Source organism: Pseudoalteromonas ulvae UL12 (assembly GCF_014925405.1).
Classification (GTDB): Bacteria; Pseudomonadota; Gammaproteobacteria; order Enterobacterales; family Alteromonadaceae; genus Pseudoalteromonas; species Pseudoalteromonas ulvae.
On record NZ_AQHJ01000034.1, the window covers coordinates 249,114 to 273,958 of the forward strand.

The following is a 24,845-nucleotide window of genomic DNA, read 5'->3' on the forward strand; positions in this document are numbered from 1 at the left end:
TAGGCTTCTTATGTCATCTGTGTCAATGTTCTCATCCACTAATGCTTGTTGCAGAAGTACACTAACTTCAGGAGATGGAGACAAGTTTTCGAGCTTCATATTTGCTAAAGCTTGTTTGAGCGTGTGTGGATTTTTTATTTTCACTGATTATAGTCTTAAGCTTGCGTATTCAAAGTAACACCAAAACTAGAATTGAGATCTACTATAGATTTAGTTTGCCGCCAAGTAGTAACCTTTCAACGGTTACTATTTTGTACTCCTTTGAAAAGTAACCTCTCAAAGGTTACTTTTTCAAAAACTCAATCGTAAGCACCACTTCTTAGCATTTGCTGAACGGGAGAGTCTATGACCCTCATTCTATACTATAATTACTCAGGGCGAACTATAGAGGTTTACGATGAATAGGAAACTTGAATTCAAGTACCCAAAACTTAGTGACGTTCTCGACTCGTTAGAATCCGACACTACAAGCTTTGACTATGCCGTTTCGAAAGATAACGAGTCCGATGATAAAATATATACATTTGAGACTCATCCTTTTTATTCGCAGGTTGGTGATCTAGGAGATCTTGAGATCCCCGATTCAGATATTTACTAATTAATATCGCCGTCTTTTAGTTGGCTTTGTAGCTTTTGAATTTCTAATAACAGTGCCTGATTCTCTGCATCTTTTTGCTCTGCGCTTTCTATCGCTTTTTGCCTTTCTAACTCAAGGCGAGTTTTATCTGATTCTAGTTCACTAATTTTTAATGACTTCTTAAAAGATTCAGTTTGTTGCATCGTTCTTTTACGACTCGAAATATAGTCTTCTAGAGAGCCGGAGCTACGATGGGTCATCTCTTTTTCCATCTGAAGTGCAATTGCGGTTTCATTAGCACTAAAGCCTAGCTCTATTGCAGCGTCCAAATGCTTATCAAGGCTATCGCCTGAAAATTTATGACGTAATGAGTATATCGATTTACCTTTAGGCCAGCCAAGTTCTGTGGTGATTTCACTGAAGAGCTTGCTGATATTTTCCGCCGTTAATGGTTTAAAGTTGTTGGGGTCTATGAACAAATGACCATCGTAGTTGCCAGTATCAATGTTGGTGAGAAACTCTTCCAAATCATTCTCAACGAAATTCCTGACAGCGAGCACTGTTGAGAATCTAAAGCTCACTGGCATAGTATTTCCTTGCTTAGCCAGCTTTGGAACAATTGATAAACTATCTTGCTTGTTGAGGAAGAACTCTTTTTCGATGATTTCTTTAGAAAATTGAAGTCTACGATAGCTACTAACTGAAATCGGGCGGCTACCCGTTTCATTCATGATCTGTGCAATTAAGAGTAGTGACGCTCGCTCATAGCCCTGATATTCATTAACTATGTAATTATTTAGTTCTTCTAGCTCATACTCACTTGCATCTTTTCTGTTTCGGCTTCTCGTATCACAATCTCTAAATAATTCTGGATAAAGTGAATTATTATTTGGCTTTTCATTTCTAGATACGGCGATTTCTTTCAATAATAATGATGATGTTATTTGATATGAAAACTTATTGGCCGGATCAAAACCAAGAATATTTGGGTGATATGTACCTTGCTTTTGTACCCAATGATAAAAGTTATAGATTGGCATCAAAAAATCACTGTTGACCGTTTGCTTGGCAACGTTTTCATTACCTCTGTAGCGAGAATCTGCTTTTGTTGCTTTTAAACAGAATGCCCTAAACTCCCTCATGCGTGAGTCGTTCATTTCAAGCCAGCTTATTTTATGTTTGCCAGAGTTTAAGAATTTAAATAATCGTCTGATAGCCTTTCGATAAGTGCGCTTGGTCTTAGGATCTCTATCAAGATTGATTAGAAAGTCAGTAGGCCCCCAAAGGACCTCTCCGTTGATATCTTGGTAAACATAGTGGTCTTGACGATCATAGCGTATCTTTGTTTCAGTAATACCGTTACTCATCTGAAACCTCCAATTTAAGCGGAACGCCACAATGTCTCTTAGCGCTAAACTCTGAGGCATCAACCGCATTGACTAATTGACTCCTATTGCCGATAAATAACATCGACTCTCTAGATGCGTTTATACATGTGTAAAGCCATGATTTATCAATCAAATAGAAATTATCCAAAATAACTAAAGAATGATTAAATTGATTACCCTGAACCTTCTGAGCCGTAATTACATAACAAAGTGCAATACTTTCAATATCATTTAATGACAAATCGATACAATCACCGCCAATGTCTATCTTCATCCAACACTCACGTCCATATGCAACGACAGGCTTTTCGTAAACTTCTACAATGTCTGCTAATGTGCCAACTGGTACATCGACAAATTTATTAGGTTTGGCAAAAATAATTGGCTCCCCCGCGTAGAAAATAGATTCTCCAATTTCTAGCTTTGCTACTTTTTTCCGATCAAAACGAACCCGTTGAATTTGGGAATTTATGCCATCGCACAATTGAGGACTAGAGCAAATGATCTTAGGTACATCACTTAACATTGAAGTCAATTCAAACCAAATATTGGTCGCAACGGTACTAAGCATCTCGTGAGATTTATCTTCAGTATGGTAAATACTTAGGCTTTGTTCTTCTGACACGTCAAATGCAGGAATAGCATCAAATACTGATGATGCAGCGCCACCAATTAAAGAGCTATACAGCCGTTGGATATCAGACTGGGACTCGGCACCGTTCACTTCAATTAACTCTGTTAGGGCTTCATCTTTTAATTCAACAGCCTGTTTGAAAAACGATCCCGGACCTATAGGGGGTAATTTAAATTTATCGCCAATAAAGCAAATGTGAACGTTAAGAGGAATAACCTTTAAAAGTTTATACAGCGTTAACATATCAACTGAATTTGAATTTTCTATCAGGATAAGTGCCTCAGATAATGCGCCTTTTAGGTTTCGCTTTTTTGCCTGTGAAATGAAGCGATTAATAGATTCTCCCTTTAAATTAGGCAGTATATTATCTTCATTACGAACAACTGAATTAACTTTCCAAACGTTAATACCATTATTAAGGCATACATCAATGATGATCTGGGATAGCAAAGACTTTCCTGTTCCAGCTTCCCCGACAATAAAAGAAACAGGCTGATTAAAGGCATTACCTAATGCCTGTAACTGGAGAGGATTTAGCTCAATATTATTGTTTTCTAGTACTGATAACGTTTCGCCAAACGCCAATGAACTCCTATCAAATAGCTGCTTTATCTTAGATAAACGCCTGTGAAATAATGCATTTATTGCCTTCTCAATCGCCTGATGACCTAAAATTTGTATAGTGTTATTTTGTTTGTTGAAACAAAGCGTCTGAAAAGCACAGTCTTCAACTTCATCAAGTTCTAGCTCAATTCCCGCTTCAATCAGCTCAGTTTTGACTTCATCAGCAGGTAATGCCATATCACCGTTATTGCTTAGTGCTGAATAGAGTAGTGATTCAATAAATGAAATCGCTCTACGCTTATCGTTCAAATTGATATCAAAATTAACTCTTAATTTTTTGTCTAGTGATTTCCATGTCCGCTTTGCAGCATTTACAGAGGTTATAGGATAGAGCAGATATGGATTCTTTTTTATCAGGCTACTTGCGTCATGTCCTAATAGCTGACGAGTCGCTTCAACATACTCAACTGGTAAATCGTGTCGTTCAAAAAATAGATTTAATTCAGTTTCACCAACAGCTTTAGCCCAACCATCACAAAGATTTTGGGCCATAACTGGTGAGATTTTTAGCTTTTTACAGTTAGATAACTTTTTAGCTGAGTAACTTTGTAAAACAGCTAATAAATCTTCACCAAAAGCGAGCTTAAGTTTCTTCGCCCAATAGCTATTTATCCCGACGAAATGGGCGTTGTAGATAAGAAAATCACAAAGAACATCTGTTGTAATTTCTGCGCTGGGGTGCTGCTTTGAAGCCTCATTAACAACAAACTGTGAGCCATACTCTTTATCAAAGAAATAATCACCAGTCGCCCTCCAGATTTCTCCTGTTTGTGGGATTGAGGTGATTGCACCGAATTCAGCCTTCACGATTATTTTTTCACGTGCAACCTTTAATAAAAAAATAGATGAAATACCACGTTTATCTTGTGTATGGTGCCGAACTAAAGTGACTACGCCTGTTAATTGCTTAACATCTTCGTGAAACGATATATTGCTTATTTGCATGACACGTCACCATCATCCAAGTAAAGTTTTGGAATATACCGACCTGTTGCCAACAAAAACTCTTCTGAAGCCAGATCTAATTGAATAGAGTTAAGCTGTGTCTCTAATGCCTTAACTTTCAATTCAAGCTCACTATTTGAAACCGTATTTTCTAGATTTTCTTTTACTGAATTTTCTTCTTCAACATCATTAGACAGCTCAATCTCAAGCCCTTTTTGTTTTCGAACTAGCTTCTCTATTGGACCATCAGGATCAAATAATTTTTGTAGATCTTCATTCGTATCTAGGGTTGATTTAGGCACATTATGCATCTTGAAAATTTGAGTCTTGTTAACCCGACCTTGATACAAAGGGATAACAGGCGAAGTATTTACCCAATCAGCTATCTTTTTAGCATTCTGTTTACCGATATCCTGAGAAGATTTTCTGCGCTTATTCACCATTATTTACTTCCCCGGAAAATCAATAATAGAGGTGCTCTCGTCAGCATTTTCGTAGCCGATACCATGTTCGTCTAAAAGCTTTTTCAGCTTTGTATTTTCGATACTGAGTTTCTTACTTTTTAGCTCAGACTGCTTAAGTAATTTTTTCTTCAGATCAAGCTGGGATTTTATAGACAAACGTACACTTTCAATCTGGTTTTCTAACGTGCAGTTCTCTTCTTCCAAGTATTTGTTAGTCACTCTAAGTTCAATTAATTCGTTTGCTAGCCCTTGGTGATTAACTTTAGATACTTTAAGCTCTTCCTCTAGCTCTTGCAGGGCGTTCTTTTCTTTAGTGTTGGCTTGCAGCTTGGCCTTAAACTTCAGTCTTTCCCAAATGTTTAGTTTATTTTTATCGCCATAAATTCTTAGCTTTAAGCTCGTAGGTATTGCATCCAGAGACTTTGCAGATGTTGTATATGTCGGAATATCATATTGCTTAACAACATCCTTACTATTTTGTTTACCGTTCCACTTTCTAAGCCCTGTAGGGCTGGTAGGGAAGAATTCAAGGACATATTTTCCTTTGTCATCAACCTGTTTGTTACCATTAACTAATACAAAGGGGATTCCCTCGCTTGCCCACTTTTCAAGTATTTCCACTTTTCTTTCAATGCGCTCAAAAGCTTCTTTTTGTTGGGGATCTTGGGTTTGTTTTGTCTTAGCCATTAGGTTGCTCCGCTTGGAAAATACTCTTACTTCTTTTCATTGTGCGTTCATGGCTTTCAATTAAAATCTCTAAATTAGCGCTTTGTTCCTTAGCTCGCATACGTTCAACAGGGAGCGTCAAATAATCAGCTTGGACTGCCTTTAGCGCGATTAAGTCTTCTTTCATAATATTAAGCTGGGTTCGTTTTACTTCTTGGTATGCACAGCCTTTACACACAGATGGTTCACAAGGTGCCTTATGCTTTTTAGCTTCTCCCTCTTTTTTATGGCAAGTAGCATGTGGTTTAGGTTTGTGTTTGTGGCCTCTAGCATCCAGCACTTGAGCCATTTCATTACTTTTTTCTTCGTCAGGTAATTCGCTAAAGCCTTTACCGTACTTGTCTTTGGTATAGTTGTTGAATCTGACACTCTTTTGTAAAACTCGGTAAACCTTTTTCAAATAAGAAGTATATTTACCTGCCATTTCTTCGGTGCCCATAAGTAGAGCCAGAATATCTTTTGCCGTTGTTTCAACACCTACTTCAGCAATTATTTTATCTAGTGCTTTGTTTTCTTCTTTAATCGCAATGGTAGATTCAGCTCTCTCATTTCGAGTCAGCTTGGTTTTATGATGAAGTTGCTCATGCGTTTCTCTAGCGGCAGGCTCCGTCACATACACAGTTGTTTCATCGGGATCAACATGTCCTAGCTGGTGACATAATGCTAGTAAGTCTGCGTTTTTGTACTGATAATGGTAAATAACGGCATAGATACGTCTGAATGGGTGGCTTTTCATATCCACTTCTGCATCACCTAGCATCATTTTTAAGAAGGCGTTGCCAGTGATCTTTGAATCTTTTCCCTTATTAAAATGATATTTATAGTGTTTGAAGTTATCTTGTTCATCAATTCTAAAGGTTGGCACATTAAACAAGCCGTCAACATCAACAGCCCCCCATGCTTTTTTCAATTTAATTAAGCATTGAATTGCTTTGGTACTACCGTTATTAGTTGTGTACCAGCGGCGCTCACCATTTTTCTCGTTATAAAAGCAGGCTTGATACCAATTGAACTTTTTATCTTTGCAACGGAAGAACTCTTCTGTAATACCGATGAGAGGGTGCTGGATTTCTGCTTGTCTTCTTGCGTTGTAAGTTTGCAATATGACATAACATGCGGTCATCAATAACGTGATTACCTCGGTTACAGAGAACGCCTCTGATTCTTTATCTGAAGCAGTTAAACTCGATTTATGGATTTCAATGCCAAGCAGCTTTTCAAGCTCTTTAACTTTTTTTGAGCTAACTAAAAATTCTGGAAATCTACCTTCAGTCAGTGTTCGATGGCGAAGCCCTTCATCAAGGTATTGATTTTTTAAGTTGGTAATTTCATTTACTAATGAAATTATTTTGGATGAATATTCGTATACCCAAAGGTGTGAACCGCCCAATAGATCAACAACATGTTCTAAATCCAAGTTTTTTGTGCGACCAGCTACTTTACCTAGCTTTTTAGAAAGCTGGTTAGGGTTAGGAAAAGGAATAAACTGCATCCGATCTTCGTTATCTAGTTTTGCAAACCTATTCCAAGTACCAAACCAGTTATTCAAAGATTTAACGGCTGGTTGAGAAGGTGAAGATGCGCCTTTGGATGCTAAACGAGCACCGACTTTAACTCCCTTTGATTTTAGGTGTTCTGTTACTCTTTGGTAAACACTAGTTGGAACTTGATTTTCAAGACTAACCGCACCGATACATTGGGCAATTTTAGGTACTCTTATACTCGTTACTTTAGAGTTTTCGGTATTACCGTCTTTGATTAAAAATGGCTCTAGTTCGTCATTCTCGATTAACAAATCGACAAATGAATTAACTCGGTCATGCAAGGCCAGCGTTGCTGGAATACCACCTTCTTTGAGCGTTACTTTCATCTTATCGATTTGCTTTTGATTTACTCCATTTAGTACGAGATGACCATGTAAGCACATATATTCAATGAATTGCGCTGCAACGTTAACTTGCGACATTACCCCTGTTTTTACAAATGTCGGCGTATGTTTAGCTCTGTTTGCATAGATATCGATGATTTCAACAAGTGCCTTGGCATAGTCAGGGTAAACCAATATAGGCACTGGGTGCTGCCACCCCGCAGCACCGGGAACCCATATATCTCGCAGATCTACAGAGCCTTTTTGTAGCACCGTTTCATTGGCTTTAGCGCCAGTTATCTTTGCGTGATAATGTAAAACAGTACCTTCAATAGAGAGCTTTTCATCTGTAACTTGCAACAGTTTTGCATTTTCTAAAAGCAGATCATCATGCTCTTCCAGTATGTCTTCCGGCTTTATATCTTCTAAGAATTGGTACTTAAGATTACTGTTCATTTTCTAATCTCCCTTTAGCTTCTTTGAACATTAGAGGATTGGATAACTCTACATACTTCACCAAACCAAACGTAAATCGCATGTCAGGTGCAATATACTCATCAAAATATTCTCTACCATGCTTTGCCAACAGCACCTCTCCACGTGCTATGTAATAAGCCTGATGTCGCAGGGTTCGTACAAATTCATCAACACCCAATTCAACGCGATTGAACTCGCAACCTTCTCCTGAATGGCACTTTCGACCTTTACAGATACTATCCTGTTTAGATTTATCAACAGCAGCGAAGATGTCTGTGCATGATGAGCCGTCTGCTAAAATAAACCATTCAGGCAATTCTTCTTTATGCTCTGCTGGTGCTACGATCAAATCCTCGTCAATGTTGCTACGATCTAAGCCGTATTTCTCTATAGATGCTTCTTTATGTCTAAACTGAACGGTTGTTTCAAATTTTCGCTGGAAGTCTGCATTGTTGGCTTCATATTCAATCACGGCGATAGGGTGCGTTAGATAAGCAGAAGTTACTCTACTGGTTGCATGATTTCGTTCACGTTGTGAATTTACTAAGCTACCGTCGATACCTTTTCTTAGATTCATTTGATGTTTGGCTAATAACTCCATCCGAAAATAAGGAAGGGTATAGTGATCGCGTAGCCTGTCTAAAATACTTGCCGATAGGAAATTTAGTTTTGTCGAACCCGGAGTATCCCAAATACTCTCTTGCTTAAAGCCCATTCGCACCATGTTGTCATGATGTTGGATAAGAAAGCTGATCACCTCACGAATTTCTTTTTCATGTGGCTCAATCGTAACGGGCGTAGCCTCTTTACCTACTTTTTCTTTGAACCCAGCAAGTACAAAAGGTCCTTCTGGTATTTGCTCTGGCAAATTTGCACGAGTCAACGTAGCTATTACATCTTTATTCCAAGTGGTTCTAATAGCTAATCTGATAAAGCACACAAGAAGAATGTTTTTTGGTAAAAATATGCCTGACCAAAAGAAGTCTCTCATACCTGTACTTGAGTTAGGAAACCAATGTTTCACATAAGTTGGGATTAACTCAGATTTTTGAGAGCAGTAGGTTGTGCTTGTTGTTCCAATGGATAGTTGATGCCGAAGGTAAGCACCCATCATAACTTCATTTGTAAATTCTTTTCTAATGGCACTCGCTTGTGACTTTAGAATTCCTCTACCTCCCTCAACTTGATTGTTTTTAACTAAAGCAGTAACTTCTTCTGGGATATTTTTGATGTGAACCCCATTTTCGTCTTTTTTCGTGTAAGTGTTAAAAGTAGATACAAGCTGCTTATAGCATTCAACTTCTTTCTTACACGAATTTAGTATCTGGTTAATTGGCTTTTCAAAGTACTCTTGTACATTTTTTCTTAACTCTGATAGCGATTGTTGTTGATTTTGAATAGGGCTGGGTAATACATCACCATTCTCATCAACAGGCTCAATTAGCTTTTGAGCATTCATTTCGTCAGATGCGCTAAATCTAGATTTAAAACCACAGTTTTTTATATCAATCAAGCCGTTGATTTTACCAGCATAATTACTTAAGAATGTACGTAGACCTTGGCTTCTAGGTGCCTTTAATTGTATATCCATCTCATCGATGATGTCTTCAAGCTGAGCAAAACCTAACCTGAAATCTCGCTGTTCTAATTCAGACAGTAGGTTGGTAAGGATATGCTTTATTTGTGCTGACTCTAGTGATGTATCTACGATATAGCCCAAAGTCCGCTCTATGTCAGATAAAGATGTGGCAGGCATTGGTGTAGTCGCTGTGTGCGTTTGTAATTTATTCAAAGCTGTGACTAAGACACTGTTTAATTTCAACAAAGGTTTTAGCTTGGTCAGGTTAAATTTTACGGTGATATCATTCTTTTTACCGTTAGCTTTGGAATAACCTTGAAAAGCCATTGTATTAATTTTTTCTTTTGGATTAATAGTCGAATCAATCTCAAAATCTTTTAGTAACCTTCCACTTTGAGTTGGGGTTTCGCATAGGTTCAGAAAGTCACGAATGAGTTGCAGCTTTTCTTGCTTATTGTTTGGGAAGTGTTCGGTGATTAATAACTCTAGATCGATTAAGCCCTTGGAAACATTATAAGTAATCAAGTCTTCGGGCTTTTTAGCAAATAGTAATCTCCCATCACTATATCCCCCTTGCTGAAGCAGTATCAAGATTTCTATTAGGTCAGTTACGCTGTCCGTATCGGCAGGGCTGGTTTCTGATATTTTTTCGAACTGACTAAAACAATCCTCGCCCACACTCTCCAACGGCAGAACTAATGGTAGTTGAAATGAATCTACAATATGCTCATTGTTTTCACACTGTATTATGAAGCGTGGCTTAAATTTTAACTGACCAGCTTTGTTAAAGTTGGTTTTGAAGAGGTCTTTCGCTTTATTTAGTTCAGGAGCAGTTAGCCCATGCTCAAAGAGCTTCTGTCTAAACAGTGTACTTGGCTGATTCAACTTTCTATTTGGTAAAGCCTTATGTAAGTTTTTCTCAAAATCGATTAGCGAATCGATAATTGTATTTAGCGTTAATTCGTTTAATGGGCTGTTGAGTAGTATTTTTATCTGAGAATTTTCAGGCCACTTGTCAATTTCGCGTAACACATTTTTAAAGCCTGCGATGACGGAGTATTCAAATGGCTGTTCTTTTGAAGCGTTTTCTAAATTGATCAGAAGATCGTGTAAAACCGAGTCTTTAACAAATAGATTTGGCAAAGTGTCGGGATCAATAACGGTAAACTTAATCTTATTTTTTACATCAATGGCAAAAAGATCGATGTTGGGATTTTTCTTAAAGTCTACATTTGTTGATAATAGTGTTTCATATGTTAATTCTGATGCATTAAAACCATTTTCTATGGGAGCACTGAATGAATTGAAAAAGTTTCTGACTGCGGTGCTGTAGCTTTTGGCTCTGCTCAAAGGAAAGCTGTTTACTAATGCTAGATCAACTGACTTGTAACCTTGGATTAGATCTTTGATGGTTACAGTCTCTGGTTTACTCACTAATAAATGGATTAGTGCTTGGTGATCTTCTTCATCAGTATTTATTAGCTGTAGCAATTTTGATATCGCTAATCGTAAATTATAATGCGCTAGAGATGAGGTTTTTTCGTTTTCATCATCCCATTTAGAATTGATTAAACAATGTTGTAAAAAGCTGCCTTTTGGGGCTAAGCTTTGAAAAATTGTATTGTCGATGTTGAGGATGCTTTTATTTTTATTGTCATTCATAGGACTAGCTTAGGTATACCTTAAAATTGTATCGACTTTCAGATAAATGATTGCAAATAATAACACTTAATCGGTCGGTCGGTGTATCTATTTTGAATTTATAATACCTTAAGACCTTACTGGCGCTGGCATGTGCTCTAGAGCTTGTGATTGAGCAAGGCATCTATGACAAAGTCATTGTCACTCGTAATACCCCTGAAATTGCAGAATCAATTGGTTATTTGCCAGGTACCGAAGAAGAAAAAATGGCCCCTTGGCTTGCTGCGATTACTGATTCGTTAGAAGTGTTGCATAAAAGCGATCAAAATCCGATTTCGAGTCGAAACTACATAATGGAAAAGGCCAATATTCAGTTTAAGTCGGTAAACTTTATGCGTGGACGAAGTATTCAAAATGCCATCGTAATTCTTGATGAAAGTCAGAATTTGACGGCAGCGCAGCTAAAAACGATTATTACACGTTGTGGAGAAGGCACTAAGTTAATTTGCTCTGGAAACTTAGCGCAAATTGATAGTAGCTACCTAACACCTGTAACCTCTGGTTTAACATATTTGGTTGAACGGTTTAAAAACTTTGAAGGGAGTGCGACGGTTAATTTAAATGGTGTTGTACGAAGCCGATTAGCTGCTTTTGCAGAAGAAAATTTGTAATTGGCTGTCTATAGTGCTAGCTATTGTGTTTATTCGTGGTAAAAATTACCTAAAAGCTTTAGGGTTGGTAATTTTTGCCGCTATAGTAAAATCTAAGTTAAAAAATATACCTAACATAATCTGTTAGGATTGATTAAAAAGGTCTGGCCCTAGATGGGAGTAACGATGGAACGAGCGTTAATTTTAGTTGTAGATGACGACCCACTTAATTTGGTGGTGTTATCACAAACTCTGCAACCCCAATATCGTGTGATGACAGCGCGTAATGGGGAAGAAGCGCTCACGTTAAGCGCTCAACATCCGGTCGACCTTATTTTACTTGATATTAAAATGCCCGGGTTAGATGGATATGAGGTGCTCAAGCACCTTAAAAATCAAAGTGACACTCAGTCCATTCCTGTTATTTTTATTTCTGCCAACGATAGTCATGCCGATGAAGCGAAAGGGTTAGAAATGGGCGCAATGGATTATATTACTAAGCCATTTAGCCCACCTATTGTACAAGTTCGGGTCAAAAACCAACTCACTATTAAACAAAAAAATGACCTTCTAGAAAAATTAGTCTCTATTGATGGTTTAACCGAGATTAATAATCGTCGTTTTTTTGATGAAAATATTGCAAAAGAATGGCGTAGAACTGCGCGCAGTAATGAAGAAATGGTGATGCTCATTATCGATATTGATCATTTTAAATTATTTAATGACAACTATGGGCATCGTGCGGGCGATGAATGTTTAAAATTAGTCGCCACAACGATTAAATCTTTGTGCCAACGGGGGAGTGATTTTGTGGCTCGTTATGGTGGAGAAGAGTTTGCCGCTGTTTTTTCTCCATGTGCATTAGAAGATGCGATTAAACAAGCTGAACGTTTACAAAAAGCAATCTATGACTTAATGATCCCTCATCAGTTTTCGCCAACCAGTGATTACGTAACAATTAGCATAGGTGTTGCAAGTAGTCGCTCTGAAGGGGTTGTCGATGAAAACTCCCTTATCGAAGTCGCGGATAAACATTTATACATGGCGAAAGAAGCGGGCCGAAACCAAGTTAAAGCAGGGTAACTTTTAACTGTAGTATGGGCATCTAACCTTAAGCCTAGAATATTTCATGATAATAGCTTTTACCATCCACAAATGATCTCGAACTTTGAGACACTTCTGACAGCGGCAATAAAGCAGGACCAACTGGCTCGGCAAGTAAATAATTAAGCCCTTCTATATCAACATAATTATCAGTGCTGACTATGGGTAGTTGAAAACCAAGCAAAGCATGTTCAGGCAAGTAGAGCAAAACAATGCTCAGGCGGGGATAAATATTTTTCAAAATAGTGGCTGCTAAAATCATTTTACTGTCGCAATCGCCAATATTTTGGGTCAGAAGTCGTAGTGGAGGGTTAAACCCGGCCCCGTTAGAGCTTTTGCGATCTTCGAGTGGTGAATATGGGATTGACTGCACCCAGTTGAGAACGAAGTTAATCACATCTCGCGGTTTTCTTAAGGTCATTTGGGCCTCAATAGCGGCAGCAATTGGTGCAACATGAGCAAGACCTTCTTGAGCAAAGCGAAGGTGATCCACTTTGATGCTCGGGCCATGCCAGGGGCTTTGAAATAGTACGTAGTGATGTTTCTCTAAAAAAGCTTGTTGGGCAGAATGTTCAATTTCTGTCAGTTCAGTTAGTACTTTTTCCCTGGTATCATCATTTTTGCTTTTGATACTGTAGATGAGTTTTTTGTGGTGTCGTTTAAATTTGACGCGAACGTTTCTGGGGTTGTACTGGCTGACTTGAGACAGTAATTGTTGGTAAACAAAGTTTAAAGCTTCATCTTGATCATAACGTTTAAAGCGTCGATAGGTATTGTTAATTAATTCTTTTTCTAACTTAAACGCTAAGGTTTGACGTTGGTCATCCATGTCTCGCCATGTATAACGATATTCAATAACGTCGCCTAAATCATGCTCTGTTTTTTCAAAGCAGATGAGGTCGCTCGAAAAGAGCGTAAGCAATAACAGTATTAACAATTTCACAGTTGGCACAAGTCTTTATTATGGAGCGGTGTAATTGGGAATGTCGTTTTCATCAATATCTTCATCCGCAATATTTGGTACAAATTTCTTGGCGTAATCTAAGTATACTTTTTCTTTAATGAAAATGTTGAACAAATCAGCATCAATATGCTGATCTTTAGCCATAAAACCCATGATTTTCAAGCATTCTTTGAGTGTTTTCCCTGGCTTATATGGCCGGTCTGACGCTGTTAACGCTTCGAAAATATCAGCAATCGCCATCATGCGAGCGGGCGCTGACATTTGCTCTTTGGTTAGCCCTTTGGGATAGCCAGTCCCATCCATTTTTTCGTGATGCCCACAGGCATACTCCGGCACACTTTTTAAATGTTTAGGAAAAGGGAGGGAATCGAGCATCATGACCGTTACATCAATATGGTGATTAATAATGGTTCGCTCTTCAGGTGTGAGTGTGCCACGTTGTATTTTCAAACAGGCTAACTCGTCATCGGTAAATACGGATTGCTCAACTCCGTTAATCGTAATGACATATGTTTTAGCGAGATGTTCAATTCGCTCTATGCTCTCATTAGGTAAAAATTCACTGCCTAAATTGGTATGTTTAAGAAAGTCTCGATCTGCTGCTAGTTGTTCTAGGGCACTAGCCAGATCAATATTTAGTTCAGGTTCTTTGAGTGCTTTTAACTCAAGTTGCTGAGCATAAATCTCAAGTTTTGCGTCTAAGTAATCAATTCGGTCGAAAATGGTTTGTAACTTTGTGGCTTTGTCCATCACATATTCAGGAGTGGCAATTTTGCCGCAATCATGAAGCCATCCTGCGACATTAAGCGCACTTTTTTCTTGTTCACATAAATGAAATTCAGCCAAAGGGCCATGATGTGTGCGATTAACCGCTTCAGCTATCATCATGGTCAGTTCAGGCACGCGGCGACAGTGACCGCCGGTATAAGGTGATTTTTCATCGATAGCACGAGCGATGACTTTTGCTAAAGACTCAAATAACACTTCCATTTCGGTGATTAATTGCTTATTGGTTAATGCAACGGCGGCCAGTGATGTCATAGACAGCACTAAGTCGATTTCTTGTTGGTTAAATGGTACGACTTGACCCAGATATTGAGCGTTTATGAGCTGCAATACACCGTTAATATCGCCATCATGATTTTGCATAGGAACAGTAAGCACTGACTTTGTGCGGTAGCCAATCCTTTGATCCATCGCCCGAGCGCCACTCATATCGTGGTCACAAGCTTGATAGGCATCTTCTATTATTATGGGTTTTTGTGTTGCGGCGGCTAAGGAGACTAAAGCGTTTTTGTTAATTTCGCCATCGAGATAGATGGGGATATTTTTAAAAGGGATGGCTGTTTGAGAAGTGCCGCCCATGTATAAATTCAAAGAGTCATTTAGTAATGTTTCAAATTTGAGTTCTTGCCCATCAACAATTGAGTAAATAGTCCCGCCATCAGCATGAGTCAATGCCTTCGCACTTAATAATATGTCTTCTAATAACTTGGTGGTATTTTTTTCCGTAGAGAGGCGATAGCTCAGTGCCAGTAATTCATCTAATGCGTCTTTATTATTCAATAAGGGCATGCTGTACGCCTCAGTTATTAGGTAAAGCGCAAAGAAAATAAGCTACATAGTGCGGGAGTGATCGAATCATAAGTGGATTTCCTGTCCTTCTCGAGAAATATCAAACCTCATAGTGTGAGTATGGTCGTACTTGGCTAAAACTTCCTCGAGTTCACTGTCTTTTCTTTCTGGGGCATGGCTATACAGAATTAATTGTTTGACCTTTGCTTGCTGGCCTAAGGCAATAGCTTGATCGATTGATGAATGACCCCAGCCAAGTTTAGAGGGCATTTCAGAATCGGTGTACTGGGCGTCATGGATCAGTAAGTCAACGTCTTGCAAAAAAGAATACCATTCAGTCAGTGCCGTTTTGAGGTTATCGGTTGAAAAAAGCTCATTATCAGTGACATAGGCAACTGTTTTGTTGTCAGCACGAATTTTGTAAGCAAACCCACCGTTAGGGTGGTTGATAGGTTTGCAGACTATTTGAAAGCCTGTAATGTTGAGTTCTTTAATTTCTTCACTGAGGGGATGCACTTTAATTTCGGCCATTAATTTGCTGGCTGGGACGGGGAAAAAGCTTTGTGACATTTGCTCTAAAATGGCGTGGTGTTGAGTGGGCTCAGTGGGCGCGCTGTAAATATGGATCCGCCGTCCAGCTTGGTATGCAGGAATAAAAAAAGGAAACCCTTGAATATGATCCCAATGATTATGGCTAAGCAGAATATGTATTTTTTCGTCCGTGCTGGCTAGTTGTTCGCCAAGACGCTTTATTCCCGTTCCCGCATCAAGGATGAGCTTGTGGTGACCTGATTCTAACAATACACATGCAGTATTACCGCCAAAAAACACGGTATCAGGACCTGGGGTAGGAATGGAGCCTCGGGTGCCATAAAAGGTGACTTTCATATTCGTTCGCTTTTAGTTTCTGTTCAGAGATTTATGGCTAAGGCATTGAAGGAAAAGAAAACAAGAAGGCTCAGCCTCCTTGTTTTATAGTGATAAATCGCTTATTTGTCCATTAATTGGCTGATATATTTGACCGGTGAACTACCAAAACTCAAGAAGGTTTCGTGGAATGATTTTAAGTTAAAATCCTCACCTAATTGCTGTTTTTGGCGTTCGCGTAAATCATAGATTTCTCGATAGCCACTAAAGTAACTCGTTAGCTGAACTTGGCTAAGAGTTGCACGTCGCCATTTTCCTTCGGCTTCGGTGCGCTCTTGAAATGCGCCATTCATAAGTAAATCAAGGCCCTCTTCTTTATTCATGCCTAAAACTTGAATGCTGTAATCTAAAATTGTGTTGCAGATAACACGTAAGTTCCACTTGTAATACATTAGCCACATTTCAGGTTCAAAGTCGCCGTAGCCTTCTTCTAGCATCATACGTTCGGTGTAAACTGCCCAGCCTTCAATCATGGCACCGTTCCCTAAGATGCTTTTAATGAAAGAGGGGGATTTATTGGCATAGACTAATTGCGAGTAATGACCTGGGATCGCTTCGTGGATATTTAAGATTTGTAAAATCCAGTGGTTATATTCTTTTAAATAAGATTCTGCTTGTTCGGCGTTCATGCCATCTAAGGGAGTGACATTGTAATACGTGTTCTCTTTACTGTCGTAAGGGCCTGGTGCGCTGATAGAAGCACCAGCAAAACCTCGCATATAGTCTGGTGTTTCACGCACAACAAGCGGTTTATCAGCATCTAAGGTAATTAAGTCCTTTTCGCGCACAAATTGTTCTAACTCTGGAATTTGGCGCTTAATCTCAGGCACAAACTGATCAGCCGACACATGTTTGACAGCTAAATGGTTGATCAGCTGAGCAATCGCTTGATTATTATCATTTGGCATTGCTTGTTCTGGAAAATACTTGGGCCACAACTGTGTAGTGATTTTGACCATTTCAGCTGTGACACGTGTTTTGTCGGCGACGGCCTTTTGGTACATTTGTTTTGCGCTGTAACCAGATTGAATATCGAAGGCGAATTTTTCTTCATACAAGGCTTCACCAATTCTAAATGAGCGCGCAGAATTGTTAGCAACCAGCTCTTTTTCAAGTGAGGTTAAAAAATCGATATAACCTTGCACGGCTTGCTTTGCAGCATGGAAACGCTCAGTAAACAACGCTTTATCTGAATCACTTAACGCGGATTTTTGGGCACGAGAAAGTAAATCATCAGAAAAAACTGAAAATGCGCCTTTATTTTGTGAGATCCCCAGCTGAGTGTATTCAAGTGTTGGGGTCGCAATATTTGCTTGAGCTGCTTGATAATAAGCTGGCACGTTTTCTAATCTGACTAATACTTTTTGAAGTTTGCTTTGTTCATCTTCTAAGCGGCTGTTAATGATTTTAGCAAAGCCACCGGCCACATTGTAAGACGATGGATTCCATTGCCAGCTTTTAAATTTGGTGTGCTGCCAGATGTTTTTCTCGAGTAAATTCTTAATTAAGTAGTAGTCTGTTTTTTGATTTTGATTGAGCTGATCCAGATCAAATGTTGCCAGTAAAGCGAGTTCAGTTTGGGTATTGCTGAGGTCTTTCGCGCGACTTTCAGCATTTGGGATAGTTAAAACATGGTCGTATTGACCGTAACCTGCCCAAAGAGACCATTCAGGGTTGTTTTTCCATAAACGTTCAATAAATTGTTCGCTGTAAGTAGCAAAAGCCTGCTCCGGCATTGACACTGATGCAGAAGATAGCGGTTGATTGGCTGTTGAAGTTTGATTGGATTGGCAGCCTGTTAGACTAACTGTTACCGCCAGAGCAACACCTAGTGCAGCTTGTTTCATCACCAAATTTTTCATAATTATTGGGCTCTACTATTCAATTGTTATTTTAAACGACACTCTGTTATAAGATATTTTCAATCATTTAAAAAGAGGCTTGCTTCGTATTAGCGGCAAATTAAGATGAATCACCAAACTCTCCCCCTTGCACCGTGGCAAGATAGTTTTATCTGTCGGTATCAGTTGCCAAAGCACTATATTGAGCAGGTTGCTCCAATAGTGGCAAATATCGTTTCCTTGTATGCGCAGGTCTGCAATGATACTCCTTGGTTGTTGGCTATAAATGGCGCACAAGGCACTGGAAAATCGACCTTAAGCGCGTACTTGGCTGAGTATTTTCTACATCAACATAACCAAAAAACGCTGGTGGTTTCGTTGGATGATTATTATTTATCCCCTTCTGAGCGAGCCGATAAAGCGCAGCGAGTCCACCCTCTATTTAAAACAAGAGGGGTGCCGGGTACTCATGATATTAAACAAGCGATTAGTGACATTCATGCTTTAGTTGCAGGTGATGAATGTGTGATCCCACGTTTTGATAAAAGCCGTGATTGCCCAAAACCCAGATCCCAATGGCAGCACGTGACTGACAAGCAGCATATTGTGATTGTTGAAGGGTGGTGTATGGGCGTGACAGCGCAGACTAATGAACAGTTACAGCAGCCAGTTAATCAATTTGAACAGTTACAAGATAGTGATGGGCAATTTCGTCAATTAGTGAATGAAGAGTTACAGGCTGATTATCAAACCTTTTTTGCATTGTTTTCGCATTATGCCTACTTGAAAGTCTCTGATTTTAATGATGTCTTTCGCTGGCGGTGCCAGCAAGAGCATCAGCTTATTGCGCAAACAGGGCGGGGCATGTCAGATCACGATATTGCTGAGTTTATTCAATACTTTGAACGCTTAACACTGTGGGCTCAATCTTGTTTACCGAGTCAAGCTGATATTATTGTGCAAGTGGATTGCGCGCACCACTTGCACTTAATGCCTGCGTGTTAAACGACCCGATTACGTGGTTGATGTTGGTAAAATGCGGTGATATTTAGGGCGATTTGACCGATTAACCGATTCACTGACTGAGTGCTTGCCCAAGCAATATGAGGAGTTAAGAGCAGATTTGGTTGTTTATAAGTCATCAGCGGGTTGTCAGCTTGCGCAGGCTCTTGACTGAGCACATCTACCGCGGCAGCGGCGATGATTTTTTTCTCAAGTGCCTCACAGAGTGCTTGTTCATTGACTATGCCACCGCGAGCAGTATTTAGTAATACAGCACTGGGTTTCATCAGGGCAAATTCTGGCTCATCTATGAGGTGGTAAGTGTGTTCTGCCAGTGGGCAGTGCAATGACACAATATCCGCTTGTGAAATTGCTTCTTCGAACGAAACACGCCCCGCACGCGGGGGCTGATCTCTTCGCTCGGCAATGAGTACATTCATCGCAAAAGCCTCTGCGACTTTGGCCATGGCTTGACCGAGTTCACCATAGCCAATAATGGCGATAGTTTTATCTGCGACTTCATCAATGCTGTGGTCAAGTCGACAAAAATGCGTACTTTTCTGCCAAAGTCCTTGTTGGCAATCGGACAGGTAGCGATGAGTATTGCCTAATAAGTTAAATAGCAAACTAAAAGTATGCTGTACCACACTGGCAGTCGAATACCCTGCTACGTTACACACTGCGACTCCCTTTGCTTTTGCTGCATTCAAGTCCACATTATTTGTACCCGTTGCGGCAATACAAATGAGCGTTAAGTGAGGCAATTGATTAATCGTATCTTGATCAAGGACCACCTTATTGGTAATGATGACCTGTGCATCTTTACAGCGTTCAAGGATCTGTTGTGGTTGAGTGTGCTCAAAACATGTCAGATGACGAGTTAATTGTTTAAGAGGTGTTAGGTCAGCGCAAGTGAGTGTGCCGTGATCAAGAATAACAATATTCATATTTAATTTTTTTTGATAGCAACAGTTGACCTTGGAGTTTACTCTAAGCTTTATACTGGGCTCAATAAATTAATCGCCTCAGCAAGGGCGCTAAACAATGGTGTGAGTGAGGGAGGAAGCATGCAAATTGGACAATTAGCTAAAAAACTAGCGGTATCGACTGATACACTTCGCTATTACGAGAAAAATCAATTGCTTCAAGCTAGTGAGCGAACAGCATCTGGTTACCGTATTTATGATCAAAGCAGTGTAAAACAGCTAGAGTTTGTTCTGCGAGCAAAAAGTGTTGGTTTTACATTGAACGAAATTAAAGAGCTTCTGGCGATTAATGTTGAAAAAGCCAGCCATAGCTGTGCTGAAGTCAAAGGCTTAACAGCCAGCAAGATGGAAGATGTCGCCAATAAAATTGCAGAGCTGCAACGTTTCCATCAATCGTTGAGTTTACTGCATGCATCATGTTGTGGTGGTCCAGAATCTGCTCAGTATTGCTCTATTTTATCTGCATTGGAGAATGTTGATGACATTATTAACTAATTTTTGGCAACTTTTTATGGTGTCGGCTCCATGGCTATTATTGGGGTTATTTATCGCAGCATTGATCAATGTGTATTTACCCAAAGATTTTTTAAATAAGCACTTAGGAAAAGAAGGGTTTTGGACTACGGTCAAAGCGGCTTTAATTGGCGCACCAATGCCGCTGTGTTCATGTGGAGTGATCCCCGCGGCTGTCGGGCTTCGTCGAGCTGGGGCATCAAAAAGTGCAACCACGGCATTTTTAGTTTCGACACCTGAGACAGGTGTTGACTCAATTTCAGTTTCGTATGTGTTACTGGGCCCATTTATGGCGATTATTAGACCGATTGCAGCCATTGCCAGTGCGATTACCGCAGGTGTGCTGGTGGGTAAAGAGAACCAGCCTGAGCCTAAACATGACAAGCATGCTCATCCAGAGAAACAGAGCGCTTCATGCTGTGCAACCAAGGCAAGTAGCACATCAGTGCCAACAGCGATTGAAAAAGAGGAGCAATTAGTTACTGATAGTTGCTGCGCAGCAAAAACCGAAGTGAAACCAAACACGACAAGCTGCTGTGCGAGTACGACGGCCGAAGTGGTAACAAAGGTTGAACCAGAACAGAAACAAACAAGTTGCTGTGCACCGGTGACACCCAGCAATAAAACCTTAATTGCTGAAGATGAAGCAAGCTGCTGTGACAGTCATAAAGCCATCCCCGAGAGCCGTTCACAATGGTCCAAACTTAAACAAGCATTTCACTTTAGTGCCACTAAGTTATTACAAGATACAGCGATATGGTTATTGATCGGCTTATTCTTTGCAGCCTTGGTACAAACATTTGTTCCTGAAGGATTCTTAGCGCAATGGGGAAGTGGTTTGTTAGCGATGACCGTGATGGTTTTAGTGAGTATCCCGATGTACATTTGTGCCACCGCTTCGACGCCCATTGCCGCAGGTTTATTGTTATCAGGTGTTTCACCGGGTGCTGTGTTGGTATTTATGTTGGCAGGTCCTGCCACTAACATTGCAACCTTAGGGGTGGTAGCCAACGAGTTAGGTAAAAGAGCCGTGGCTGCATATTTAACTGCGGTCGTAGGAGTGGCGTTAATATTCGGTTATCTAACCGATTATTTAGTGGCTGAATATGGTTTTGTGGTCGCGCCCAGCATAGCGAATGGTCATGAGGTTTTACCCTATTGGCTAGAGTTAAGTGCGGCTATGTTACTGACTGGTTTATTGATCCGCTTGTTGGTTATATGGCTAAAAAATACATTCAAAACGTCAATGTTATGAGTTACAAAATAAAATGCACTCCTTATGCGAGTGCGCTTTATTTGTTCAATCTGAACCATAAAGTTATTTTAATTCATCGACTAAGTCCATTAGATTATCAAATGCTTCTTTACAAGTTGGAGCGGTTGCTTCTATTTCTATTCCTCCAACCGAACCTTTCACCGTACAACTTCCTTGTAACTCATTTTCTAAACCGCTATTTATAGCTAGCTTTTGATTGATAGACACAATTTTAAATTCTAATCCTTGTGCAGATAAATCATTTTTAAATAACTCGATGGTGTCAATGACTTCAGGTGAATCTTGAAGTACCTTCTTTAATAACAGTGGGCTTATTTCTTTTACTTGAACTTCAGCAACAGCTGTTGCGCTTAATGCTACGGAAATAAGTATCAGGGGTAATAACTTTATAGCCATTTATCTATCCTTGTAGTTAATTCAATGTGTATTTTTGTCCCTTTTTTCACTATATGTTTTGTGTTTTTTATTGTCAAGTTGGCATTGTTAAAATTGACTTGTTTTAGTCGATCTTAGAGTGTCTCTTTATTTAAATAGACACATCTTCAGCTTTTATTCAGATAAATCTCATATCTAATAAAACGAAAAAATGGTGTAGTTCCAACATCAAATTAATCTGGAACTATTGCTATGAAACTTGGTGTTTGTTCAGCCTTATTTATTCTCACTTCTTTATCGTCAGCCGTTAGTGTTGATGCGCACCAGCAAATAGGTGTGGCTCATGCCGACACAGTGCGTGTCAGTAAAGATGCATATCAAGGTTTTGTTTATCCAAATAATGCTCAAAATGCGGTGAGCTTAAGCTTTGATGATGCACGGGTAAGTCAAGTTGATATTGGTTTGCCAATTTTGGATAAATACGGAGTGAAAGCTACTTTTTATGTGGTTCCTAATGCGGTTGAAGAGCGTTTGGCTGGCTGGCAACAAGCAGCAAAAAACGGACATGAAATAGCGAATCACACTGCTAATCATGTCTGTAGTGGAAACTTTGAATGGCTCAGACAAAAAGGCCTTGGCTTGGAGCAAATCGATTTAAATTGGCTTGCTGAAGATATGGATATCACCAGCCGTTATATTGAAGAAAAACTCGCTGTTAAAGCGACAGGGTTTGCTTATCCGTGTGGCCATACATTTGTTGGGCAGGGTGAAAAAACACAAAGCTACGTCCCTCTAGTCGCAGAAAAATTTAACGTAGGGCGTACTTGGAATGATGAAACGGGTAATAATCCAAATTATGTTGATATGGCGCAAGTGGCTGCAATCCGAATGGACGGAATGAGCTTTGAGCAACTGGTTGAGATGATTGAATTCATGCGTGTGAATAACTCGTGGATTGTCTTGGCTGGTCATGAAGTAGGGAAAAGTGGCTGGTATACCGTTGATGAGCAAGTGTTAGTTCAATTAATTGCTTATTTTAACGACCCTAAAAATGGTTATTGGCTTGATACAATCGATAATGTTGCCACGCATATTACGAAGCAGCGCGCACATAACTCAGAAAAACGTGATTCATCTCAACTGTCTAGTGGTGATTAATCAGTGTGCTAAAGTCGGGGTTTGTATTACTGATTTCACTTAGGAATGACTATGAAAACCCCCACAATCTATCAAAAATCGGTTGTTTTGTTGGTAACTTCTTTTCTAAGTTGCGGCGCGTTTGCTGTCGACTACACGCAATTGCCTCAACAAGAAATTCGTTATGAAGCGCAATCAATGATCGACAACGTATCGATCCCTTGGGCCATGGTGCAGTTGCCAACAGGCCAGCTGCTAGTCAGTGATCGTAACGGTGAGTTGTTACTTCAAAGCAGTGATCAGCAAGGCATCCGCATCAAAGGATTACCTAAGATTGATGTCAATGGCCAAGGTGGCTTGCTCGATTTAGCCTTACACCCAGAGTTTGAAAGCAACGGCTGGTTATATTTCACCTTTTCAAGCTCAGAAGGTAAGGGAGAGGGCAGCCACACTGCGTTAATGCGAGCAAAATTAGACAGCAAAAAAGCACAACTGACAGAGCTTCAGTTGTTATATAAAGGCGAAGGGAATAGCAAAAAAGGCCAGCATTACGGCAGCCGAATTGCATTTGATAATCAAGGTTTTGTGTATTTTTCGATTGGCGATCGGGGTGCACGTGATGTCAATCCGCAAGATTTAGCTCGAGATGGCGGCAAAATTTATCGTTTGCATGATGATGGTCGCATGCCGACAGATAATCCGTTTGTCAGTCAAGCGGGCGCTAAAAAAGCGGTATGGTCATATGGTCATCGTAATCCACAAGGTATGTGGTTTGATCAAACAACAAAGCAGCTTTGGGCGCACGAACATGGCCCCAAAGGTGGTGATGAGCTGAATCTTATCAAACCCGGACTTAACTATGGTTGGCCTGTCGTGAGTTATGGGGTCAATTACAGTGGCACTGAATTTACCGATTTGACTGAAAAACAAGGGATGGAAAATCCAGTTCTGCAGTGGACACCCTCAATTGCCCCTTCAGATATGGCTTATGTAAATAGTGACAAATACCCGCAATTAAAAGGCAAAGTGCTGTTAGCCTCAATGAAGTATTCGTTTTTAAGTGCACTTGAGATCGCACAAGGCAAGGTTGTAAGCCAAGACAAAGTATTTCAAGGCATTGGCCGAGTCAGAAGTATTTTACAAGGACATGATGGCTATATTTATATCGGCATTGATGGTCAAGGCGTGAAACGTTTGGTGATCCAAGCTCAGTAACGATAATCTGAGACAAGTTAGCGCGAAAAAGGGTTGAATACACAGTATTCAGCCCTTTTTTAATGCCATTAATGTTTTTGGCTGTTTAACTTTTCTTTGGCTTCTTCGACTTTAGCAAAGTCGAGCCCAAGCTCTTCAACGGCTTCTTTGATTAAATTAGGTTGCGTCATCACTAAGCCCATCAGCTGTTGTAGTTTTTCAGGTGCGATCCCGAGCTGCTGAACTAATGTCATCGCCATAAATGGGTTTTCAGTAAAAGATTGAAACAGCTCGTGGGTTTGTTGCTCACTCACATTGTGCTCTTTCAAAATTGCAATAATCGGGTTCATAGTTGGCCTTGCTCTTAATGTTTAATACA

At 39.8% G+C, this 24,845-nt stretch carries 19 protein-coding genes and 1 pseudogene; 7 read left to right on the forward strand and 13 right to left on the reverse strand.

Annotated elements, in window-relative coordinates; all coding sequences use genetic code 11:
* Positions 1-594 precede the first annotated feature (594 nt).
* From PULV_RS17825 to PULV_RS17850, 6 genes are read right to left on the reverse strand one after another with little or no spacing between them, the layout of a single operon-like run.
* Positions 595-1,944 carry a hypothetical protein gene (locus tag PULV_RS17825; RefSeq protein ID WP_227009438.1) on the reverse strand — a complete coding sequence of 450 codons (1,350 nt, stop codon included), beginning with the start codon at positions 1,942-1,944 and terminating at the stop codon, positions 595-597.
* Positions 1,937-4,168: an ATP-dependent DNA helicase gene (locus tag PULV_RS17830; protein ID WP_193332409.1), complete on the reverse strand. Its 2,232-nt coding sequence runs from the start codon at positions 4,166-4,168 to the stop codon at positions 1,937-1,939. The genes PULV_RS17825 and PULV_RS17830 overlap by 8 nt, the downstream gene beginning before the upstream one ends.
* The gene (locus PULV_RS17835; protein ID WP_227009439.1) at positions 4,159-4,611 is read right to left on the reverse strand and encodes a hypothetical protein; all 453 of its coding nucleotides are present in this window, start codon (positions 4,609-4,611) and stop codon (positions 4,159-4,161) included. The genes PULV_RS17830 and PULV_RS17835 overlap by 10 nt, the downstream gene beginning before the upstream one ends.
* A gap of 3 nt (positions 4,612-4,614) precedes the next feature.
* Positions 4,615-5,319 (reverse strand): hypothetical protein, encoded by a 705-nt coding sequence (locus PULV_RS17840; RefSeq protein WP_193332410.1) that lies wholly within the window; start codon positions 5,317-5,319, stop codon positions 4,615-4,617.
* Positions 5,312-7,681 (reverse strand): hypothetical protein, encoded by a 2,370-nt coding sequence (locus tag PULV_RS17845; protein WP_193332411.1) that lies wholly within the window; start codon positions 7,679-7,681, stop codon positions 5,312-5,314. Before PULV_RS17845 ends, PULV_RS17840 begins: the two co-directional genes overlap by 8 nt.
* Positions 7,671-10,943, reverse strand: coding sequence for a hypothetical protein (locus PULV_RS17850; protein WP_193332412.1), 3,273 nt, complete (start codon positions 10,941-10,943; stop codon positions 7,671-7,673). The genes PULV_RS17845 and PULV_RS17850 overlap by 11 nt, the downstream gene beginning before the upstream one ends.
* 110 nt (positions 10,944-11,053) lie before the next feature.
* Here PULV_RS17850 and PULV_RS17855 point away from each other — a divergent pair.
* Positions 11,054-11,593, forward strand: a pseudogene (locus tag PULV_RS17855) (PhoH family protein); the annotation flags it as partial.
* A 165-nt stretch (positions 11,594-11,758) separates the two neighbouring features.
* Complete coding sequence (locus PULV_RS17860; protein ID WP_227009440.1) at positions 11,759-12,655, forward strand: diguanylate cyclase; 897 nt, start codon at positions 11,759-11,761, stop codon at positions 12,653-12,655.
* Between the two features lie 34 nt (positions 12,656-12,689).
* On the opposite strand, the gene PULV_RS17865 is transcribed toward PULV_RS17860, so the two are convergent.
* The 4 genes from PULV_RS17865 to PULV_RS17880 all read right to left on the reverse strand — a co-directional run bounded on the left by PULV_RS17865 (position 12,690) and on the right by PULV_RS17880 (position 17,989).
* A complete protein-coding gene (locus tag PULV_RS17865; protein ID WP_086744426.1) occupies positions 12,690-13,619 on the reverse strand; it encodes a hypothetical protein in 930 nt (309 codons plus the stop codon).
* An 18-nt stretch (positions 13,620-13,637) separates the two neighbouring features.
* Positions 13,638-15,215 carry an HD domain-containing phosphohydrolase gene (locus PULV_RS22120; protein WP_193332413.1) on the reverse strand — a complete coding sequence of 526 codons (1,578 nt, stop codon included), beginning with the start codon at positions 15,213-15,215 and terminating at the stop codon, positions 13,638-13,640.
* Positions 15,216-15,281: 66 nt separating this feature from the next.
* Entirely contained in the window at positions 15,282-16,103 is an 822-nt protein-coding gene (locus PULV_RS17875; protein WP_193332414.1) for an MBL fold metallo-hydrolase, read from the reverse strand.
* A gap of 101 nt (positions 16,104-16,204) precedes the next feature.
* Positions 16,205-17,989 carry a DUF885 domain-containing protein gene (locus PULV_RS17880; RefSeq protein WP_193332445.1) on the reverse strand — a complete coding sequence of 595 codons (1,785 nt, stop codon included), beginning with the start codon at positions 17,987-17,989 and terminating at the stop codon, positions 16,205-16,207.
* A gap of 120 nt (positions 17,990-18,109) precedes the next feature.
* On the opposite strand from PULV_RS17880, the gene PULV_RS17885 reads away from it, so the two are divergent.
* A complete protein-coding gene (locus tag PULV_RS17885; protein WP_086744429.1) occupies positions 18,110-18,988 on the forward strand; it encodes a hypothetical protein in 879 nt (292 codons plus the stop codon).
* On the opposite strand, the gene PULV_RS17890 is transcribed toward PULV_RS17885, so the two are convergent.
* Positions 18,985-19,932 (reverse strand): D-2-hydroxyacid dehydrogenase, encoded by a 948-nt coding sequence (locus tag PULV_RS17890; RefSeq protein ID WP_193332415.1) that lies wholly within the window; start codon positions 19,930-19,932, stop codon positions 18,985-18,987. The two genes, PULV_RS17885 and PULV_RS17890, sit on opposite strands and share 4 nt — an antisense overlap.
* Before the next feature lie 120 nt (positions 19,933-20,052).
* Here PULV_RS17890 and zntR point away from each other — a divergent pair, with 120 nt between their 5' ends.
* Together zntR and PULV_RS17900 are read left to right on the forward strand one after the other, a co-directional pair.
* Positions 20,053-20,466, forward strand: coding sequence for a Zn(2+)-responsive transcriptional regulator (gene zntR / locus PULV_RS17895; protein WP_086744431.1), 414 nt, complete (start codon positions 20,053-20,055; stop codon positions 20,464-20,466).
* A complete protein-coding gene (locus PULV_RS17900; protein WP_193332416.1) occupies positions 20,450-21,739 on the forward strand; it encodes an SO_0444 family Cu/Zn efflux transporter in 1,290 nt (429 codons plus the stop codon). The genes zntR and PULV_RS17900 overlap by 17 nt, the downstream gene beginning before the upstream one ends.
* Positions 21,740-21,802: 63 nt before the next feature.
* On the opposite strand, the gene PULV_RS17905 is transcribed toward PULV_RS17900, so the two are convergent.
* Positions 21,803-22,156 (reverse strand): hypothetical protein, encoded by a 354-nt coding sequence (locus tag PULV_RS17905; RefSeq protein WP_193332417.1) that lies wholly within the window; start codon positions 22,154-22,156, stop codon positions 21,803-21,805.
* A gap of 231 nt (positions 22,157-22,387) precedes the next feature.
* Here PULV_RS17905 and PULV_RS17910 point away from each other — a divergent pair, with 231 nt between their 5' ends.
* Both PULV_RS17910 and PULV_RS17915 read left to right on the forward strand, forming a co-directional pair.
* Positions 22,388-23,293 carry a polysaccharide deacetylase family protein gene (locus PULV_RS17910; protein ID WP_086744435.1) on the forward strand — a complete coding sequence of 302 codons (906 nt, stop codon included), beginning with the start codon at positions 22,388-22,390 and terminating at the stop codon, positions 23,291-23,293.
* A 51-nt stretch (positions 23,294-23,344) separates the two neighbouring features.
* Positions 23,345-24,487 carry a PQQ-dependent sugar dehydrogenase gene (locus PULV_RS17915; protein ID WP_227009441.1) on the forward strand — a complete coding sequence of 381 codons (1,143 nt, stop codon included), beginning with the start codon at positions 23,345-23,347 and terminating at the stop codon, positions 24,485-24,487.
* A 68-nt stretch (positions 24,488-24,555) separates the two neighbouring features.
* Here the strand turns inward: PULV_RS17915 and PULV_RS17920 are convergent, their stop codons facing one another.
* Positions 24,556-24,816 (reverse strand): DUF2999 family protein, encoded by a 261-nt coding sequence (locus PULV_RS17920; RefSeq protein WP_086744437.1) that lies wholly within the window; start codon positions 24,814-24,816, stop codon positions 24,556-24,558.
* Between the last annotated feature and the right edge of the window lie 29 nt (positions 24,817-24,845).

What these genes read in the sequence shown, in the direction of transcription:
- PULV_RS17825 (WP_227009438.1), bottom strand. Translation starts at nt 1,944, where the DNA reads ATGAGTAACGGTATTACTGAAACAAAGATACGCTATGATCGTCAAGAC.
- PULV_RS17830 (WP_193332409.1), bottom strand. Translation starts at nt 4,168, where the DNA reads ATGCAAATAAGCAATATATCGTTTCACGAAGATGTTAAGCAATTAACA.
- PULV_RS17835 (WP_227009439.1), bottom strand. Translation starts at nt 4,611, where the DNA reads ATGGTGAATAAGCGCAGAAAATCTTCTCAGGATATCGGTAAACAGAAT.
- PULV_RS17840 (WP_193332410.1), bottom strand. Translation starts at nt 5,319, where the DNA reads ATGGCTAAGACAAAACAAACCCAAGATCCCCAACAAAAAGAAGCTTTT.
- PULV_RS17845 (WP_193332411.1), bottom strand. Translation starts at nt 7,681, where the DNA reads ATGAACAGTAATCTTAAGTACCAATTCTTAGAAGATATAAAGCCGGAA.
- PULV_RS17850 (WP_193332412.1), bottom strand. Translation starts at nt 10,943, where the DNA reads ATGAATGACAATAAAAATAAAAGCATCCTCAACATCGACAATACAATT.
- PULV_RS17860 (WP_227009440.1), top strand. Translation starts at nt 11,759, where the DNA reads ATGGAACGAGCGTTAATTTTAGTTGTAGATGACGACCCACTTAATTTG.
- PULV_RS22120 (WP_193332413.1), bottom strand. Translation starts at nt 15,215, where the DNA reads ATGCCCTTATTGAATAATAAAGACGCATTAGATGAATTACTGGCACTG.
- PULV_RS17875 (WP_193332414.1), bottom strand. Translation starts at nt 16,103, where the DNA reads ATGAAAGTCACCTTTTATGGCACCCGAGGCTCCATTCCTACCCCAGGT.
- PULV_RS17880 (WP_193332445.1), bottom strand. Translation starts at nt 17,989, where the DNA reads ATGAAACAAGCTGCACTAGGTGTTGCTCTGGCGGTAACAGTTAGTCTA.
- PULV_RS17885 (WP_086744429.1), top strand. Translation starts at nt 18,110, where the DNA reads ATGAATCACCAAACTCTCCCCCTTGCACCGTGGCAAGATAGTTTTATC.
- PULV_RS17890 (WP_193332415.1), bottom strand. Translation starts at nt 19,932, where the DNA reads ATGAATATTGTTATTCTTGATCACGGCACACTCACTTGCGCTGACCTA.
- zntR (WP_086744431.1), top strand. Translation starts at nt 20,053, where the DNA reads ATGCAAATTGGACAATTAGCTAAAAAACTAGCGGTATCGACTGATACA.
- PULV_RS17900 (WP_193332416.1), top strand. Translation starts at nt 20,450, where the DNA reads ATGACATTATTAACTAATTTTTGGCAACTTTTTATGGTGTCGGCTCCA.
- PULV_RS17905 (WP_193332417.1), bottom strand. Translation starts at nt 22,156, where the DNA reads ATGGCTATAAAGTTATTACCCCTGATACTTATTTCCGTAGCATTAAGC.
- PULV_RS17910 (WP_086744435.1), top strand. Translation starts at nt 22,388, where the DNA reads ATGAAACTTGGTGTTTGTTCAGCCTTATTTATTCTCACTTCTTTATCG.
- PULV_RS17915 (WP_227009441.1), top strand. Translation starts at nt 23,345, where the DNA reads ATGAAAACCCCCACAATCTATCAAAAATCGGTTGTTTTGTTGGTAACT.
- PULV_RS17920 (WP_086744437.1), bottom strand. Translation starts at nt 24,816, where the DNA reads ATGAACCCGATTATTGCAATTTTGAAAGAGCACAATGTGAGTGAGCAA.